The sequence below is a fragment of the Rhodococcus sp. IEGM 1318 genome, assembly GCF_033142465.1.
Lineage (GTDB): Bacteria > Actinomycetota > Actinomycetes > Mycobacteriales > Mycobacteriaceae > Rhodococcus_F > Rhodococcus_F qingshengii_B.
Map to the genome: position 1 here is coordinate 636,175 of NZ_JAWLSC010000001.1, position 14,915 is coordinate 651,089.

Genomic DNA, 14,915 nt, shown 5'->3' on the forward strand with positions numbered 1-14,915 from the left:
TGATACTCATCGAGTCACAAAAAATGTGCGAGCGGTCACATTCCTGATCGTGAAGAGCAGGCGAATCGCGAACTGAAGACGAGGGAGTCCACGATGAGCGTCGACAACATGCCGAAGCCCGAGAGCCAAGCCCCGCCATCGGGGCTGAAGAAGGTGGTCGGCGCCTCGATGGCGGGCACCGTGGTCGAGTGGTACGAGTTCTTTCTGTACGGCACGGCGGCCACGCTGGTCTTCAGCAAGGTCTTCTTTCCCGGCGGCGGCAACGAGCTGGATGCGATCATCGCGGCTTTCATCACCTACGCCGTCGGATTCGCCGCCCGGCCACTCGGCGGAATCGTCTTCGGATATTTCGGAGACAAGTTCGGCCGGAAGCAGTTGTTGCAGTTCAGCTTGCTGCTGGTCGGTGCCGCGACCTTCCTGATGGGCTGCCTACCGACCTACGGTCAGATCGGCTACTGGGCACCGGCACTGCTGGTCACGCTGCGCTTCATCCAAGGATTTGCAGTCGGTGGTGAATGGGGTGGGGCGGTACTCCTTGTCGCCGAGCACAGCCCGAATCGATCCCGCGGGTTCTGGTCGTCCTGGCCTCAGGCCGGCGTGCCGATGGGCAACCTGGTCGCGACGGTTGTGCTGTTGATCCTGACGTCGACGCTCTCGGACGAATCGTTCATGAGTTGGGGTTGGCGCGTGGCTTTCTGGCTCTCCGCGGTCATCGTTCTGGTCGGGTACTACGTTCGGACCAAGGTGACCGACGCTCCCATTTTCATTGCGGCACAGAAGGAAGCAGAACTGGTCAAGGCAACCTCGTACAGTGTTTTCGAGGTGGTCAAGCGCTACCCACGTGGAGTGTTGACCGCTATGGGCCTGCGTTTCGCCGAGAACGTCATGTACTACCTCGTGGTGACCTTCTCGATTACCTACCTCAAGGTGGTGGTCCATGCGGACACGGCGCACATTCTCTGGTGGATGCTGACGGCACACGCCGTGCACTTCGCGGTGATCCCGTTGGTAGGCAAGCTGTCCGACACGATCGGTCGACGCCCGGTGTACATGATCGGCGCCGTCACCGCCGGAACGTGGGGATTCTTCGCCTTTCCGATGATGAACAGCGGGCACAATGCAGTCATCTTGTCGGCAATCATCATCGGGCTTGTGTTCCACGCGTTCATGTACGCCGGCCAACCCGCGATCATGGCCGAGATGTTCCCGACCCGGATGCGCTATTCCGGTGTCTCCCTGGGATATCAGGTCACGTCGATCGTGGCAGGTTCACTGGCTCCGATCATCGCGACCGGACTGCTGAGCAAGTTCGACTCCTCGGTCCCCATCGCGATCTATCTCCTGCTGGCATCCCTGGTCACCATCGTCGCAGTCGTTTTCGCGCGGGAGACCAAGGGAATCTCGCTCGAGTCCGTCGATGCTGCCGACGCACGAGTGCTCGCCGACGAGCGGGCCGGTGTTTCCGCATGACGCTCTCCGGCAAAACGGCACTGGTCACCGGTGGTGCCAGCGGTATCGGCGAGGCGTGTGCTCGACTCCTTGTCGCCCGCGGCGCCCACGTCACCGTCGCTGATCTCGACGATGTCGCCGCGAAGACGCTGGCCGACGAGATCGACGGCACTGCGTGGGCCGTCGATCTCCTCGACACCGACCAACTCGTGGATCTGGCGCTCGAGACGGACATCCTTGTCAACAACGCCGGCATTCAACGGGTCAGTCCCATCGAGGATTTCGATGTCGAGGACTTCCGGAAGATTCAGCGTCTCATGGTCGAAGCGCCGTTCCTCCTTGCCAGAGCGGCCCTGCCGTACATGTATCACAAAGGATTTGGGCGCATCGTGAACATTTCCTCGGTCCACGGGCTCCGCGCTTCGGCATTCAAGAGTGCGTACGTCACGGCAAAGCACGGACTCGAAGGGTTGTCGAAAGTTGTTGCGCTTGAGGGCGCCCCACACGGCGTCACCAGCAACTGCGTCAATCCGGGCTACGTCTTGACGCCCCTCGTGCAGTCCCAGATTGCAGACCAGGCAAAGGTTCACGGCATCAGTGAATCCGAGGTTGTCGAGAAGGTGATGCTTACCGAGAGCGCAATCAAACGGATGGTCGAGCCGGCAGAAGTGGCATCGCTGGTGGGCTGGCTGGCATCGACCGAGGCGTCGATGGTGACGGGGGCGTCGTACACCATCGACGGTGGGTGGAGCGCCAGTTAAACCACTCAGGTTCGGGACCGCCGCGAACACCGGTGTCGAGTGCGTCGATTGCGGAGAGTTCTTCGGCGGTGAGTTCGAAGTCGAACACATCGAAGTTCGCCGCGATGCGCGAGGGTGTCACCGACGTGGGGATCACTTGGCGGCTCTGCTGGAGGTGCCAGCGCAGCATCACCTGTGCAGGCGTCTCGGCGTGAGCGGACGCGATGGCGCCGATGGTGGCGTCCCCGAGGGTCGAGCCGTGGGAGCCGTCGCGGTAGAACGTGATTCCGCCGATCGGTGACCATGCCTGAGACAGGATTCCGTGATCGGCGTCGGCCTCGAGCAAAGTCAACTGCCTGAAGTACGGATGGACCTCGATCTGGTTGACCGCCGGCACCACGGACGTTGCGTCCAGGAGTCGGGTGAGGTGATCCGGCATGAAGTCACTGACTCCGATGGCGCAGACCTTTCCGTCGGCCAGAAGCCTTTCCAGCGCCTTGTACGCGTCGATCGTGCGCTCGAACTCGCTCGTCAACGCCTGGTGGAGGCTGAGGAGGTCGAGTTGTTCGACACCGAGTTTGCCAGCGCTCTTGTCGAAGGCGTGGAGAGTCTCGTCGTACCCGTAGTCGGTGATCCAAACTTTCGTTTCGACGAAGACCTCGCCGCGATCGAGGCCGGATCGCCTCACCGACGCCCTTCTCGTTGCCGTAGGCCGCAGCCGTGTCGATATGGCGATACCCCGTCGACAGTGCGGACCCGATGGCGGCGACTGGTTCGTCCGGCGGCGTCTGGTAGACGCCGAAGCCCAACGCCGGAATGTCGAGACCGGTGTTCAGTGTCAGACTCGGAATGCTCATGTCGTCCACGGTAGCGACGGACCGGGTGCCACGGGAGTGACTGCTCAGTCGGGTAACGGCAGTACCTCTTCAGGCCAGGGAATTTGCGGTTGGGAGGCTCGTCAATGAGTGAGCACTATCTTCAAGCCGACTATGAGGGTGGCGACGGCGGCGAGGCCGAACGCTGCCAGATGGGTGTTCGTACTGACTTTCTCGCCGTGAAGTCGGCTGATCACGTAACTGGTGGACCCGATCCGCAGGATCAAGACGATTTCCGCGATCAACTGCGCCGTCCGTGGTTCCAGGAAGTTGAACCACGCCGTCGCGAGAATGACGACAGGAACAACCGCAGAGGTGAGGATCGGGACGGAATCGCGAAGCGAGTCGATTCTCTCCGCGGTCGTCAGTCGGCGATCGTTGCGAATACTCTCGCCGACGCCCTCGGCGAAGGTGTGGGCGATGTATGTCGACAATGCCGTGCCGACCACAATCGCGGCGCCAAGCGGTTCCTGAGATTTCGTCACCGGTATGAGTGCGGCGAGGACAAGAATGTTGCCGTATATATACGCGGTGGTCCTCGCCGCGACACGTTCTTGTCCCAGCGGCGCACCGTGAGAGGTGATCGGCCGGTTCAGCAGGGTTCGCAGGTCCCACTCCATGTTCAGAGCATGGCAGATCAGACCCTGGGGCTGTAGTGCATCGGGTTATCTCGCTGCTCGAGCGGGGGGAGGTTGCGCGCCGGTGTGTGGACCAGTGGTGCGTCGGCGGGGATTCGGCCGTTCGCTCGGTCCCATCCCGCGCGAGCACGTGGCTGATACCGGTATCGCCACGGCACCAGGCGGAAGATAGCGTTGACGCTTCGGCCGACAGTGGTGTGAATTCTCTGATCTCGGCTACTCCACGGGTAACCGAGAAGGTCGCGAACAGGTTGGTCGTACATGCCCACCGTCAGCCACACGAATCCGCGTGCGAGGGGAATCCGCGCGAGTCGCCACAACGGATCGGGAAGCCAGGTCATGTACGGGGGCTTTCCGAGGCCGGACAGGTCGAGGACGTCGCGGGTTGCCTTGTTGTCTTCGAGTACGTTGCGGCACATGTGGTCCCAGTACTCCTGAAATGCTTCCCAGGTCTCGGGAACCGGGCGCATGCTCATCCCGTACAGGCGATACCACTGAATGTGTTCGGTGAAGAGCTGTCGTTTCTGAGCCTCGGTCAAGCCGCCGGAGAAGTTCTCGGCCGTGACGATGGTGCCCATGAAAAACGTTGCATGCGCCCAGTAGAAGGTGTCGGGATCGAGGGCGTGGTATCGGCGCCCCAACTTGTCGATGCCCTTGATTCGCGTGTGATATCCGCGGACTTCTTCGGCTGTCTGCTGCGCGCGATCGCCGTCGAAGACCACGCCTGCAATGGGATACAGCGAGCGGTACAGCCGTTCCCAGCGCTCGTCGAAGAACTGCGAGTGCTGCTCGACGCCGGCGCCGAGCCCTGGATGCATGTTCTGCATCGAACCGGCCCAGACACCTTGCAACATCCCGCGCCAGTCGCCGAAATACTTCCAGGTCAGGGAATCCGGACCGAGGGGAACCGGGGTGCTGCTGTCATCAAGTTGACTACGCATGTTGTCAGATTAGGATCGACAACAGCGGTAGTCAAGGATCGAGTACCGGTTGCATCGAAGAGCAAAGTATCGGCGAAGTGGGGAAGTTGTGAGCATCGAAGAGCGCAGGGCCACTCGGAAGGCGACGTTGTTCGACGTCGGAGTGACACTGCTCGGTGCGGTCGACGGTCCGGCCGTCAACGTGCGTGCGGTCTGCAAGGCCGCCGGTCTGACCGAGCGGTATTTCTACGAGAGCTTCACCGATCGCGATCAGTACGTCGTCGCGGTCCACACATTCGTTGCCGAGCGCGCGCAGTCGGCGCTTGCCACGGCAGTGGAGTCGGAGACGACATCCGAGGCCGTCGCCACGGCTGCGGTCGACGCTTTCGTCAAGCTCATGGTCGACGATCCGGCGATGGGGCGAGTACTCCTGATCGCTCCGCTCTCGGAACCCGTCTTGAGTGGACGCGGTATCGAATCGATGCCGGCGTTCGTGGATCTGGTGTACGACCAGTTGTCCGAGATCGCTGATCCGGTGGACAAGCAATTGGTGGCCGTCGGACTGGTCGGGGCGTTGTTCACGCTGTTCATCGGTTACCTGGACGGCACGATCGTCGTGGACCGCGAGCGATTTGTCCGCCACTGCGTCAGGCTTTTGATCAACGCTAATCAGGCGTGAACGGCTGGCAGGCCGGGCAGAAGAAGATATTTCGCTCGGTGAGCTGATCCGGTCCGAGGGTGTCTTCTCTGATGCGGGTTCCGCATCGGCGGCACGGTTTTCCGCGTCTGCCGTATACCCATGTCTGCCTACCTGGACGAGTGTCGCCGGTGGTGACCCTGATGCGACGCGACTTGTTGACGTTGATTGTGCGGAACGACAAGTCCACTATCGCGTCGAGATTTCCGGCGAGGTGAGTCGGCGTTTTCGGGTGAATGCCTCGTAGGAAGCAGATCTCGTTGCGGTACACGTTGCCCAGTCCGGCCATCACTCGCTGATCCAGGAGCGCGATTCCGATCGGCTCGGAGTCGGCAGCGCGAAGATTCTCGACGGCCAAGGAACTGTCCCAGTCGGGGCCGAGCAGGTCCGGTCCGAGATGCCCGACGGCCTCCTGTTCCTGCCCGAGTTCGAGGATCTCGGTAATTCCCAGTGAAAAGCCCACTGCTACAGAGTCTTCGGTGGCCAAGATGATGCGTGCTTGATGGGCGGGTCTGCGCCAGCGCTCGCCGGGGCGATAAATCTGCCACTGACCTTCCATTTTCAGGTGCGTGTGAATGGACGCCTCGCCCACTCGGATCAGGAGATGTTTTCCGCGACTGGCGACGGAATCCACGCGATGGCCCGACAGATCAACGGTGGCATAACGAGGAACGCGGACGTCGCAGGTGGTGAGTAACTTCTCGGCTAGGGCCGCTCGCAGTTCGTTGGCGGCCCGCCACACGGTATCGCCCTCAGGCATTGTCGTCGCTCCAGCACTTCACGATCGCAACCATCATGACCTCAATCCTCATGACCTCAAGCGGAATCCGCGAGGGGTGGCTGCGAAGCCGGCTTCGACCAGGACCGGAGCGAAATCGTGGCCGTGGATGGTCTCTCCGTCGACCTTCTCTACTACCAACTTGTCGATAGCGCGAGAAGTCACCTTCTGTGCAAGCGACAGTGCTGCCATGCGCAACGTTCCGGCGTCGTCGGTGAATGTCAGGATCGTGCGACCGCCGCGCTCGACGAACAGAACCAACTCACCCTCCACCAGAACTACCAATGCGCCGGCTTTTCGTCCGGGCCTGTGCCCAGGGGATTCCTCGCCCCCCGACGCCGGCCACGGCAGCGCCGCGCCGTACGGGTTTGCCGGATCGCAGGCCGCGAGAGTGACTGCAGCCGAAGAGGTGTGGCGTCCCTCGATGGAATCACCGAACGTGCGCAAGCGGTCCACCACGGGAGGGGTCGAGAACTGGGCGCCACCCAAGGTGTCCACGAAGTATCCGCGTCGAGCGCGACCGTTGTCCTCGAACGTGCTCAGTACCTTGTAGATCAACGCGAAGCCGCCCGGCACGTTCTCGCTCATCACCGAACCGCGGGTGACCACGCCGTACCGTTCGAGCAACAGATCGGCCGTGGCGTGCGCCCGGATGGTCGGATCCGGTTCGATGCCTGGCAGTTGGAACCACCGACCGGAGGCGGTTGCCGGTCCGGTGCGAGCGGGCGTGGAAGCGCGGGCCATCCCGCGGTACGGACGGGCACGAGGAACCCGGCGAGGTGATCGGTGACTGGTTGTTGTTCTGGTGGTGTCGGAGAGAAGTGCGCGAAGCGGTGCGACGGTGTCGTTTCCGATGTGTCCGAGCCACACCAACTCCCAGAGTGCTGTCGTCACCGCACTGTCGACCGTGTCCGCAGCCGACTCCGTAGTTCTCAACGCGTCGACCAACTGGCGGAAGAAGTAGGCACCGCCGCCGGACAGCAGGTCGAGGATGCGCTTCTGCAACTCCGAGACGTCGGTGTCGGCAGGTGAATTGAGCGTGATCGATGCCAGGTCGGCGGGATGCAGCACTACCCACCCGTCTTTGCCGGAGATTGCTCCGGATCCGGACCACAGGACTTCACCGGTCGACGTGAGTTCGTCCAACATCGCGGGAGAGTAGTCGGCGACGCGACTCGGCAGGATCAACGATTCGAGAGCCGACGCCGGAATCGGAACTCCGGCAAGTTGATCGACCACGGTTGCAACACCGTCGATTCCGCGCAGCGTGCCGCCTACGTGCTGCCAGCTGGGAAGGAATCGTCCGAGCGTTGCGGTACCGACCGGCTCGACCTCTTGGCGTGCAGCGGCGAGCGAGCGGCGGCGTAGGCGGCGCAGGACCTCGGCGTCGCACCATTCGCTTCCGGTTGACGCCGGACGGAATTCTCCTTCGAGGACTCGCTTTTCGAGTGCGAGTCGACCGAGAACGTCACGTGCGACGGAAACGCCGATACCGAACCGGCCGGCCGCGTCGGCGAGGGTGAAGGGGCCGTGGGTGCGGGCGTATCGGCTCAAGAGATCGTCGAGAGGTTGATCGACCGGCTCGATGAACGCGGCGGGAACGCCGATGGGTAGGGGAACGCCGAGTCCGTCGCGAAGGCGCGCGGCGTCTTCGACGACGGTCCACCAGTTCTCGCCCGCATACGCGACGTGGAGAGCACGTTTGTCCGCGACCAACTTCTCGAGCCACGAGACCGGATCTTCGAGACAGCGTTCGGTGACTTCTTCGGTGGTCAACGGGCCGAGCATGCGCAGGAGGTCTGCAACACCCTCGAGATCCTTGGCCTTGCGGTCGGGCGCGAGCCGTTGCAGCTCACTTTCGGCCTGCTCGATCACTCCGGCGTCGAGTAGCTCGCGCAATTCGACGCGCCCTAGCAGTTCGGCCAACAGAGTGGAGTCCAACGACAGTGCGGCAGCGCGTCGCTCGGCGAGGGGACTGTCGCCCTCGTACATGAATGCGCCCACATAGTTGAACAGGAGCGCACTCGCGAACGGAGACGGCGAGGCCGTCTCCACCTCGACGATTCGGATCTGCCGTTTCTCGATCTTGCCGAACAGTTCCTTCAGCGCAGGCAGGTCGTATACGTCCTGCAAACACTCCCGCACCGTCTCGAGCAGGATCGGGAATGTCGGGAACTTGCGGGCGACATCCAGTAGTTGTGCTGACCGCTGACGCTGCTGCCACAGCGGTGCACGTTTGCCGGGATTGCGGCGGGGGAGAAGTAGTGCGCGGGCGGCACATTCGCGGAATCGGGAAGCGAACAGCGCGGAGCCGCCCACCTCCTGGGTGACCAGATCTTCGATGTCTTCGACGTCGAAGGTGAACAGTTCTGCACCGGGAGGTTCGTTCTCGGTGTCGGGGAGCCGGATGATGATGCCGTCGTCGGAGGCCGTCGGGCTGGAATCGACGCCGTATCGTTCCTGGAGGCGTGCGCCGATCGCGAGGGCCCACGGCGCGTGAACCCGTTGGCCGTACGGGGAATGGAGCACCAGACGCCAGTCGCCGAGTTCGTCGCGGAAACGCTCGACCACCAGAGTGCGATCCGACGGCACCTGCCCGGTGGCATTCTTCTGCTCACCGACGAGTTGAATCAGGTTGGTTGTGGCGTTGTGATCGAGCCCACCGACTCGGCAACGCTCGACGACGTCGGCTTCGTTACCCAGTGCCGTCTCGCGGACGAACTGTCCCAACGCCTGCCCGAGTTCGGCGGGGCGGCCGAGTCCGTCGCCGTGCCAGAAGGGCAAACGACCTGGCATGCCGTAGGCGGGGCTGACCAGAACCCGATCGAAGGTGATCTCCTCGATCCGCCAACTGGTGGCGCCCAAAGCGAAGACGTCGCCGACGCGGGATTCGTAGACCATTTCTTCGTCGAGTTCGCCGACGCGTGATGCTTTCTCTCCGACCATGTAGACGGTGAAGAGGCCGCGGTCGGGGATGGCGCCGCCGGAAGTGACGGCCAAACGCTGCGAACCCGGGCGCCCCGTCAGTGTGTTGGACTCGCGATCCCAGACCAGGCGCGGACGTAATTCGGCGAACTCGTCCGAGGGGTACCGCCCGGCGAGCAGATCGAGAGTTGACTCGTACGCCGAACGGGGAAGCGTTGCAAAGGAACCGCTTCGGCGCACGGTCTCGAACCAGTCGTCGACGTCGATCGGCTCGAGTGCGGTGGCCGCTACCGTTTGCTGGGCGAGGATGTCGAGGGGATTGGCTGGAACGGCCATCGCCTCGATCTTGCCTTCGACCATGCGCTCGACCGTCACCGCGCAATGAATCAGGTCGGTGCGATGTTTGGGGAAGACGACGCCTCGCGATATCTCACCGACCTGGTGGCCGGCGCGCCCGACACGCTGCAGGCCGCTGGCAACCGAAGGCGGTGCCTCGACCTGGATGACCAAGTCGACGGCACCCATGTCGATTCCGAGTTCGAGACTGCTGGTGGCGACGACGCATCGTAATCGACCCGATTTGAGGTCGTCTTCGATGAGGGCGCGCTGGTCTTTGCTGACCGATCCGTGGTGGGCGCGAGCAAGGAGAGGTTCCGCGCCGTAGTTGACCTCGGTGGGAGCCCCGATCTGTGCGGGCGGTCGTGGCAACTTGTCGACGACGAGGCCGGCGCGCTCGGCATGAATTTCGTTGAGTCTGGCCGTCAATCGTTCGGCGAGGCGGCGAGAGTTGGCGAACACGATGGATGATCGGTGATCGAGAACGAGGTCGACGATCTGTTCCTCGACGTGGGGCCAGATCGAACCGGCTTGCGGGGTGGGGGATTCGGAACCGTCGGCCGGCGTCGCGATACCCAATTCGGTCATGTCCTCGACGGGAACACGGACAGTGAGGTCGAATGTCTTTGCGGCAGGCGGCGCCACGATCCGGATGGGTGCCGAACCGGCGAGGAACCGCCCGACCTCCTCGTGCGGACGAACCGTGGCCGACAATCCGATGCGCTGCGCCGGACGCTCGAGCAAGCCGTCCAGACGTTCGAGGGAGAGCGCAAGGTGTGAACCCCGCTTGGTACCCGCCACCGCGTGAACCTCGTCGACGATCACGGTGTCGACGCCCACCAGTGTTTCCCGGGCAGCGGAGGTGAGCATCAGGAACAGCGACTCCGGCGTCGTGATCAGGATGTCCGGAGGCCGCTTGATCAACGAGCGCCGATCGGCCTGGGAAGTGTCACCGGAACGGACACCGACGGTGATCTCGGGCGGAGTGAGGCCCAGACGCTTCGCAGTCTGTGTGATGCCGACCAGCGGTGCGCGAAGGTTTCGTTCGACGTCCACACCCAGCGCCTTGAGCGGCGAAATGTAGAGGACTTTGGTGGTGCGTTCGCCTTCGTCCTTGGCCGCAAGCTGATCGAGTGCCCAGAGAAAAGCGGACAATGTCTTGCCGGATCCGGTGGGTGCGACGACAAGTGTGTGAGAGCCGCTCGCGATGGATTCCCAGGCACCGAGCTGTGCAGCGGTGGGAGCGCTGAAGGCACCGCCGAACCACTCGCGTGTTGCGGGCGAGAATCTGCCGAGGACGTTGGTCACGACCACCATATTGCCCCTTCCCACCGACAGCGTGTTCGTGCCCGGAGCCGAAGTGCAGAGCATACTATTTGCCCTGTTACAGCGATTCTCTTGTTCTGGAGAAGGCGAGTGCCTGATGGAAGCAGTCAAGATTGTCCTCGAGCTGGCGGTAGTGCTCGGGGCGATTGTCATGGGTACCAGATCGAGCGGTGTCGCTCTCGGCCTGTGGGGCGGCGCAGGTGTTGCCGTCCTCGTGTTCGTCTTCGGAGAAGACGTCGGCAGTCCGCCGGTCGACGCTCTCCTCATCGTCCTGTCCGTCGTCCTGGCGTCGTCGATGATGCAGGCGGCAGGTGGTATCGACTGGATGGTCACCATCGCAGCCAAATTGATCGAATCCCGACCGAAACAGATCACGCTGATCGCGCCGTTGGTGTCGTTCCTGTTCTCGGCCGGCGCCGGTACGTCCAACATCCTCTACCCGCTGCTTCCCGTCATCTACGACGTCTCGTACAAGAACGGGGTGCGGCCGTCACGGCCGCTGTCGCTGTCAGTCGTCTCCACCGGCGTGGCGTTGGCGTGTAGCCCGGTGTCAGCGGCGATGGCGGCCATGGTCACGCTGACCGACGTCGCGCCCTACGATTTCGAACTCATCGACATCATCAAGATCACCTTCCCGGCGGCCGTGGTCGGCATCGTCCTCTCGTCCATCGCGGTCAACCGCCTCGGCAAGGATCTCGACGACGACCCGGAGATACAGGCGAAGCTGAAGTCGGGCGAGTTGGCCGGACCGGGTGCAGCATCCAAGACCGAACTCGTCTCGACGAAGACCGGACGAAACGCGGCACTGATCTTCCTGGCCGGCGTTCTGGCTATCGTGATCTTCGGTCTGTTCAAGGGAATTCGCCCCGAAGCCGCCGACGGCACTCCGATGGGGATGACACCGATCATCGAAATGCTGATGTTCGTCGTGGGTACGTTGATCCTGCTGGTGTGCCGCCCGAATGTCGCCGACGTGCCGTCCTCGACCGTGTTCCGTGCCGGTATGGTCTCGGCCATCGCGTTGTTCGGTCTGGCATGGCTGACTGACACGTTCATCAGCGCCCATTCCGAGCTGATCACGAGCACCGTCGGTGACTGGGTCAACGCCGCGCCGTGGATCTTCGCGCTCGGTGTGTTCCTGGTCTGTGTACTGACGACCAGTCAGTCGACTGCGACCAGGACCATTGTGCCGATCGGTCTCGCGGCCGGGATTGCACCAGGCCTGGTGAGCGGCATGTGGGCCGGAGCGTTTGCCGGCGTCTATCTGTTGCCGACAAACGGTTCGCAGATCGCGGCTGCGAACTTCGACCTCTCCGGCAGCACGAAGCTCGGCTCCAAGCTTGTCGACCACTCGTTCTTCCTGCCGACCATCATTTTGGCCGTGACGACGATTGCGGCCGGTGCGGTGTTCGGAGTGGTGCTCGGCTGAGTCAGCCGGAGTGATACCGCTGAGTCAGCTGTTGCGGTAGTGGCCCCAGCTCGCCTTGCACGCGCGGGCGAGCTGGTCCACCCGTTCGGTGTCGGGTGTAGGCCAGTCGACGCCGGGCTCCATGATGTGTGCGGCCAGTTCGTCTCCCAGTAGGAATTCTCGTTTGAATTCGGCCTGAACCGCGCTCAACGTGATCCCGGCTTCGGCAGCGCTGGCGCTCAATTCGGCGAATCTGGATCCGGCTCGGATGATTTCGAAACTGCCGAGGTACGGCTGATTGAGGGCGACGGCATCTGGATCGTCGACCTGAAATCCCTTGCGATGTGAGACCGCAAGTGTGCGAATGAGATCCGGATCCATAGTCACGGGATTGTCGCCGCGTCGATTGCCGTCGTGGTCGCCACGATTGGAGAGCGCGACGACATCGGGGAGTCGATCTGCTTCCGGCCGTTCGACATTGACGGCGCCGTCCCGCCGGGTGGTGTGGTTCATCGTGTCGTGGAACGACAACGTCACGAATGATCGGCCGAGTTCGAGGCTCTTCTCCACCATGGCTTCGATCAGTGCGTCGCGAGTTCTCTCGTAGACGCCCAAACCGTGTTCGGCTGTCTCGGTGAAGGTCTCGGCGAGGTTCTTCCAATCCGCGTCGTCGGTCGGCTCGAGCAGCAGGGGGTAGAACGAGAAGGTGACAGGGCGAACTGCGTCGACGCCGGTGAGGTCAGCCTTGTTGCCGGCACCGGCCTTGTGGACGCGGGCGAAGGCTTCGCGCAGTGACGCTTCCAGGTTTTCGGGCTTCGCACGGTTGGGATCGCGAATCATTCTGGGGTGCGGGTTCTCCACGTACACGATGCGCGAATCGATTTCGGCCCAGCGGCGCGCGATGGGACTGGTGGACATGTCGGTGAAGTTGAATTGCAACCGCTGTGTGAACTCGGGTGCGAGAAAGCGTGAGAGTTCTGCTGGAATCGCGGAACCCGAGTGCGGGCAACTGACAAGAAGGTCGGCTTCGGCGATGGCGTCGTCGAGACTGCGGGAGTCACGATCGGCGTAGAACGTCAGGTCCTCTGGCGTGAACACGGTTCCGGCCGGGATGAGTACTGGTTCTCCGCTGGTCATGAGCCCCAGCGTAATCGAGTGCAACCGTGCATACTCAGTATCCGCTGAGTCGTTCCACGAGAGCAGTTTTGATCTCCGGTCGACCAGCCGCGACCAGAGTGAAGGTGGCTTCACGCATGAGCCGCTCGGGGGTGTTGCTGCCGACCAGGGCGCGACTTCCGGTGGCGGTGACGAGCGCGGCCGACGCTCGTATCGCAAGTTCCGATGCGCGGGCGCGTGCAGCCGACATCTCGCCGCCGTCGCGCAGTGCTGCATCGAGATCCGCGCGTGCCCGGGCGGCTTGTTCCTCGAACACACCGGCGTCGACGCCAAGATCCGCGAGTTCGGTGACAGCGCGGCGGGTGATGCCCATCGCCATCGCGCCGTTGAGCCACAGTCCGGGTAGTTGGGTGCTCTGGAATTGTTCATCGCTGACGACAGAACAGACGTCGGTATCGGGAATTTCGAAAGCGTCGAACACGATTCGGACGGTGTTGCTCCCGCGCGCAGCAATCAGGGGAAGCTCCTCGATCGTCAGCCCCGGCGCTTCGCCCACCGGTACAACGGAATGGACGATGGAATTGTCGAACTCGTCCCGCGCCGACACCACGAGAACATCGACGATGCCCCAACCGGTGACGAAGGGTGCGATTCCGTCGAGGACGTAGCCGTCGTTCACCCGCTTCGCCCACAGGAGCGGTGGTCGGGGGATGGCGCCGGCATACGCAACGCCACCGCGAATCGTGCCGGAAACGAGCCCGTCCCAGTATTGTTCGCGCAGAGAAATGTTGGAACTCGAAGCCAAGGCTCCGACGACGCCGTGATGCTGCATCCAGGTGAAGGTCGTCGCCAGGCAACCGCCGCACAAGGTTTCGAGGACGTCGACCAGTTCTTCGCTGTTAGGTCCGCCCTCGCCGAGGGCGGCGATGCCGTAGAAGCCGTCGGCGGCGAGCGCGTCGAAATGGCTGCTGGGAATTTCTCCGTCGGCGTCGACGCTGTCGGCGACGGGAAACAGAACGGTATCGGCGATCTCACGCGCAAGCTCCGGCCACTTGGTCACGCTGTCAGGGTAAGCCGTGAGCGGGGGTTGTGGTGTGGAACCGGAACCGAGCATCTAGAACGAGGGCGGCGAACTCACGATGAGGAATCTCGCCACCGCATCGGTGCGATTGAACCACCGATGCGGGATGGTCGAAGTGTAGAGGAGTGTGTCACCGACGTGAAGAACGTGATGCTCGTCCAGTCCCACCTCGACCTCGACAGATCCTTCGAGAACATGAATGAACTCTTCGCCGGCGTGCTCGGTGTGCTCACCTGCCTCCGAATAAGGTGCTGCCGTGATCTCGTTGGGTTCCATGGTGCGTGAACCAGTGGAGCAGAAGCGGATCACCGAATCGTGTGCCAGTTCGAATGTTCGTCCCTCGCCGGCGCGGACGAGGCTGGACGGAGTTCGCTCACCCTGCGCCAAGAGTGCGTGCGCAGTGGTGCCGAGCGATTGCGCGAGGCGATGAAGGTTCATGACACTGGGTACTGCGTGGCCGTTCTCGGTCTGGCTCAAGAAGGGCTGCGACAAGCCCGACTTCACGGCAACCTCACGCAACGTCAAACCGGCTTCTTTTCGCGCCGTCCGCACGGCAGCCCCGATTGCGGTCGCTATCGCTCTCTGGTCGTCGTCCATGTGCCGAAGATAGCAGTGCTCTGGTGAAA

The 14,915-nt window shown here is 62.7% G+C and carries 11 protein-coding genes and 1 pseudogene; 4 read left to right on the forward strand and 8 right to left on the reverse strand.

Annotated elements, in window-relative coordinates:
- Window positions 1–93: 93 nt before the first annotated feature.
- Together R4P65_RS02965 and R4P65_RS02970 are read left to right on the forward strand one after the other, a co-directional pair.
- On the forward strand, window positions 94–1,470 hold the full coding sequence (locus R4P65_RS02965; RefSeq protein WP_317825374.1) for an MFS transporter: 1,377 nt from the start codon (window positions 94–96) through the stop codon (window positions 1,468–1,470).
- Window positions 1,467–2,210, forward strand: a complete 744-nt coding sequence (locus R4P65_RS02970) for a 3-hydroxybutyrate dehydrogenase (protein ID WP_317825375.1) — start codon at window positions 1,467–1,469, stop codon at window positions 2,208–2,210. The genes R4P65_RS02965 and R4P65_RS02970 overlap by 4 nt, the downstream gene beginning before the upstream one ends.
- On the opposite strand, the pseudogene R4P65_RS02975 reads toward R4P65_RS02970, so the two are convergent.
- The 3 genes and pseudogenes from R4P65_RS02975 to R4P65_RS02985 all read right to left on the reverse strand — a co-directional run bounded on the left by R4P65_RS02975 (window position 2,092) and on the right by R4P65_RS02985 (window position 4,643).
- Window positions 2,092–3,046 (reverse strand): annotated as a pseudogene (locus tag R4P65_RS02975) (aldo/keto reductase). The gene R4P65_RS02970 and the pseudogene R4P65_RS02975 sit on opposite strands and share 119 nt — an antisense overlap.
- A 101-nt stretch (window positions 3,047–3,147) precedes the next feature.
- Window positions 3,148–3,684 carry a hypothetical protein gene (locus R4P65_RS02980; RefSeq protein WP_317825376.1) on the reverse strand — a complete coding sequence of 179 codons (537 nt, stop codon included), beginning with the start codon at window positions 3,682–3,684 and terminating at the stop codon, window positions 3,148–3,150.
- A 17-nt stretch (window positions 3,685–3,701) separates the two neighbouring features.
- The gene (locus R4P65_RS02985; RefSeq protein ID WP_317825377.1) at window positions 3,702–4,643 is read right to left on the reverse strand and encodes an oxygenase MpaB family protein; all 942 of its coding nucleotides are present in this window, start codon (window positions 4,641–4,643) and stop codon (window positions 3,702–3,704) included.
- A gap of 88 nt (window positions 4,644–4,731) precedes the next feature.
- On the opposite strand from R4P65_RS02985, the gene R4P65_RS02990 reads away from it, so the two are divergent.
- Window positions 4,732–5,301 (forward strand): TetR/AcrR family transcriptional regulator, encoded by a 570-nt coding sequence (locus tag R4P65_RS02990; RefSeq protein WP_230812462.1) that lies wholly within the window; start codon window positions 4,732–4,734, stop codon window positions 5,299–5,301.
- Here the strand turns inward: R4P65_RS02990 and R4P65_RS02995 are convergent.
- Together R4P65_RS02995 and R4P65_RS03000 are read right to left on the reverse strand one after the other, a co-directional pair.
- Window positions 5,288–6,079, reverse strand: coding sequence for a DNA-formamidopyrimidine glycosylase family protein (locus R4P65_RS02995; RefSeq protein ID WP_317825378.1), 792 nt, complete (start codon window positions 6,077–6,079; stop codon window positions 5,288–5,290). The two genes, R4P65_RS02990 and R4P65_RS02995, sit on opposite strands and share 14 nt — an antisense overlap.
- Before the next feature lie 48 nt (window positions 6,080–6,127).
- Window positions 6,128–10,675, reverse strand: a complete 4,548-nt coding sequence (locus tag R4P65_RS03000) for an ATP-dependent helicase (RefSeq protein ID WP_317825379.1) — start codon at window positions 10,673–10,675, stop codon at window positions 6,128–6,130.
- A gap of 106 nt (window positions 10,676–10,781) precedes the next feature.
- On the opposite strand from R4P65_RS03000, the gene R4P65_RS03005 reads away from it, so the two are divergent.
- Window positions 10,782–12,113, forward strand: a complete 1,332-nt coding sequence (locus R4P65_RS03005) for an anaerobic C4-dicarboxylate transporter family protein (RefSeq protein WP_317825380.1) — start codon at window positions 10,782–10,784, stop codon at window positions 12,111–12,113.
- 24 nt (window positions 12,114–12,137) lie between these two features.
- On the opposite strand, the gene R4P65_RS03010 is transcribed toward R4P65_RS03005, so the two are convergent.
- The 3 genes from R4P65_RS03010 to R4P65_RS03020 are packed head-to-tail and all read right to left on the reverse strand — an operon-like array spanning window position 12,138 to window position 14,886.
- Window positions 12,138–13,229: an N-formylglutamate amidohydrolase gene (locus R4P65_RS03010; protein ID WP_317825381.1), complete on the reverse strand. Its 1,092-nt coding sequence runs from the start codon at window positions 13,227–13,229 to the stop codon at window positions 12,138–12,140.
- A 34-nt stretch (window positions 13,230–13,263) separates the two neighbouring features.
- Entirely contained in the window at window positions 13,264–14,268 is a 1,005-nt protein-coding gene (locus R4P65_RS03015) for an acyl-CoA dehydrogenase family protein (protein WP_317825382.1), read from the reverse strand.
- A 54-nt stretch (window positions 14,269–14,322) separates the two neighbouring features.
- Complete coding sequence (locus tag R4P65_RS03020; RefSeq protein ID WP_317825383.1) at window positions 14,323–14,886, reverse strand: helix-turn-helix domain-containing protein; 564 nt, start codon at window positions 14,884–14,886, stop codon at window positions 14,323–14,325.
- Window positions 14,887–14,915: the final 29 nt, after the last annotated feature.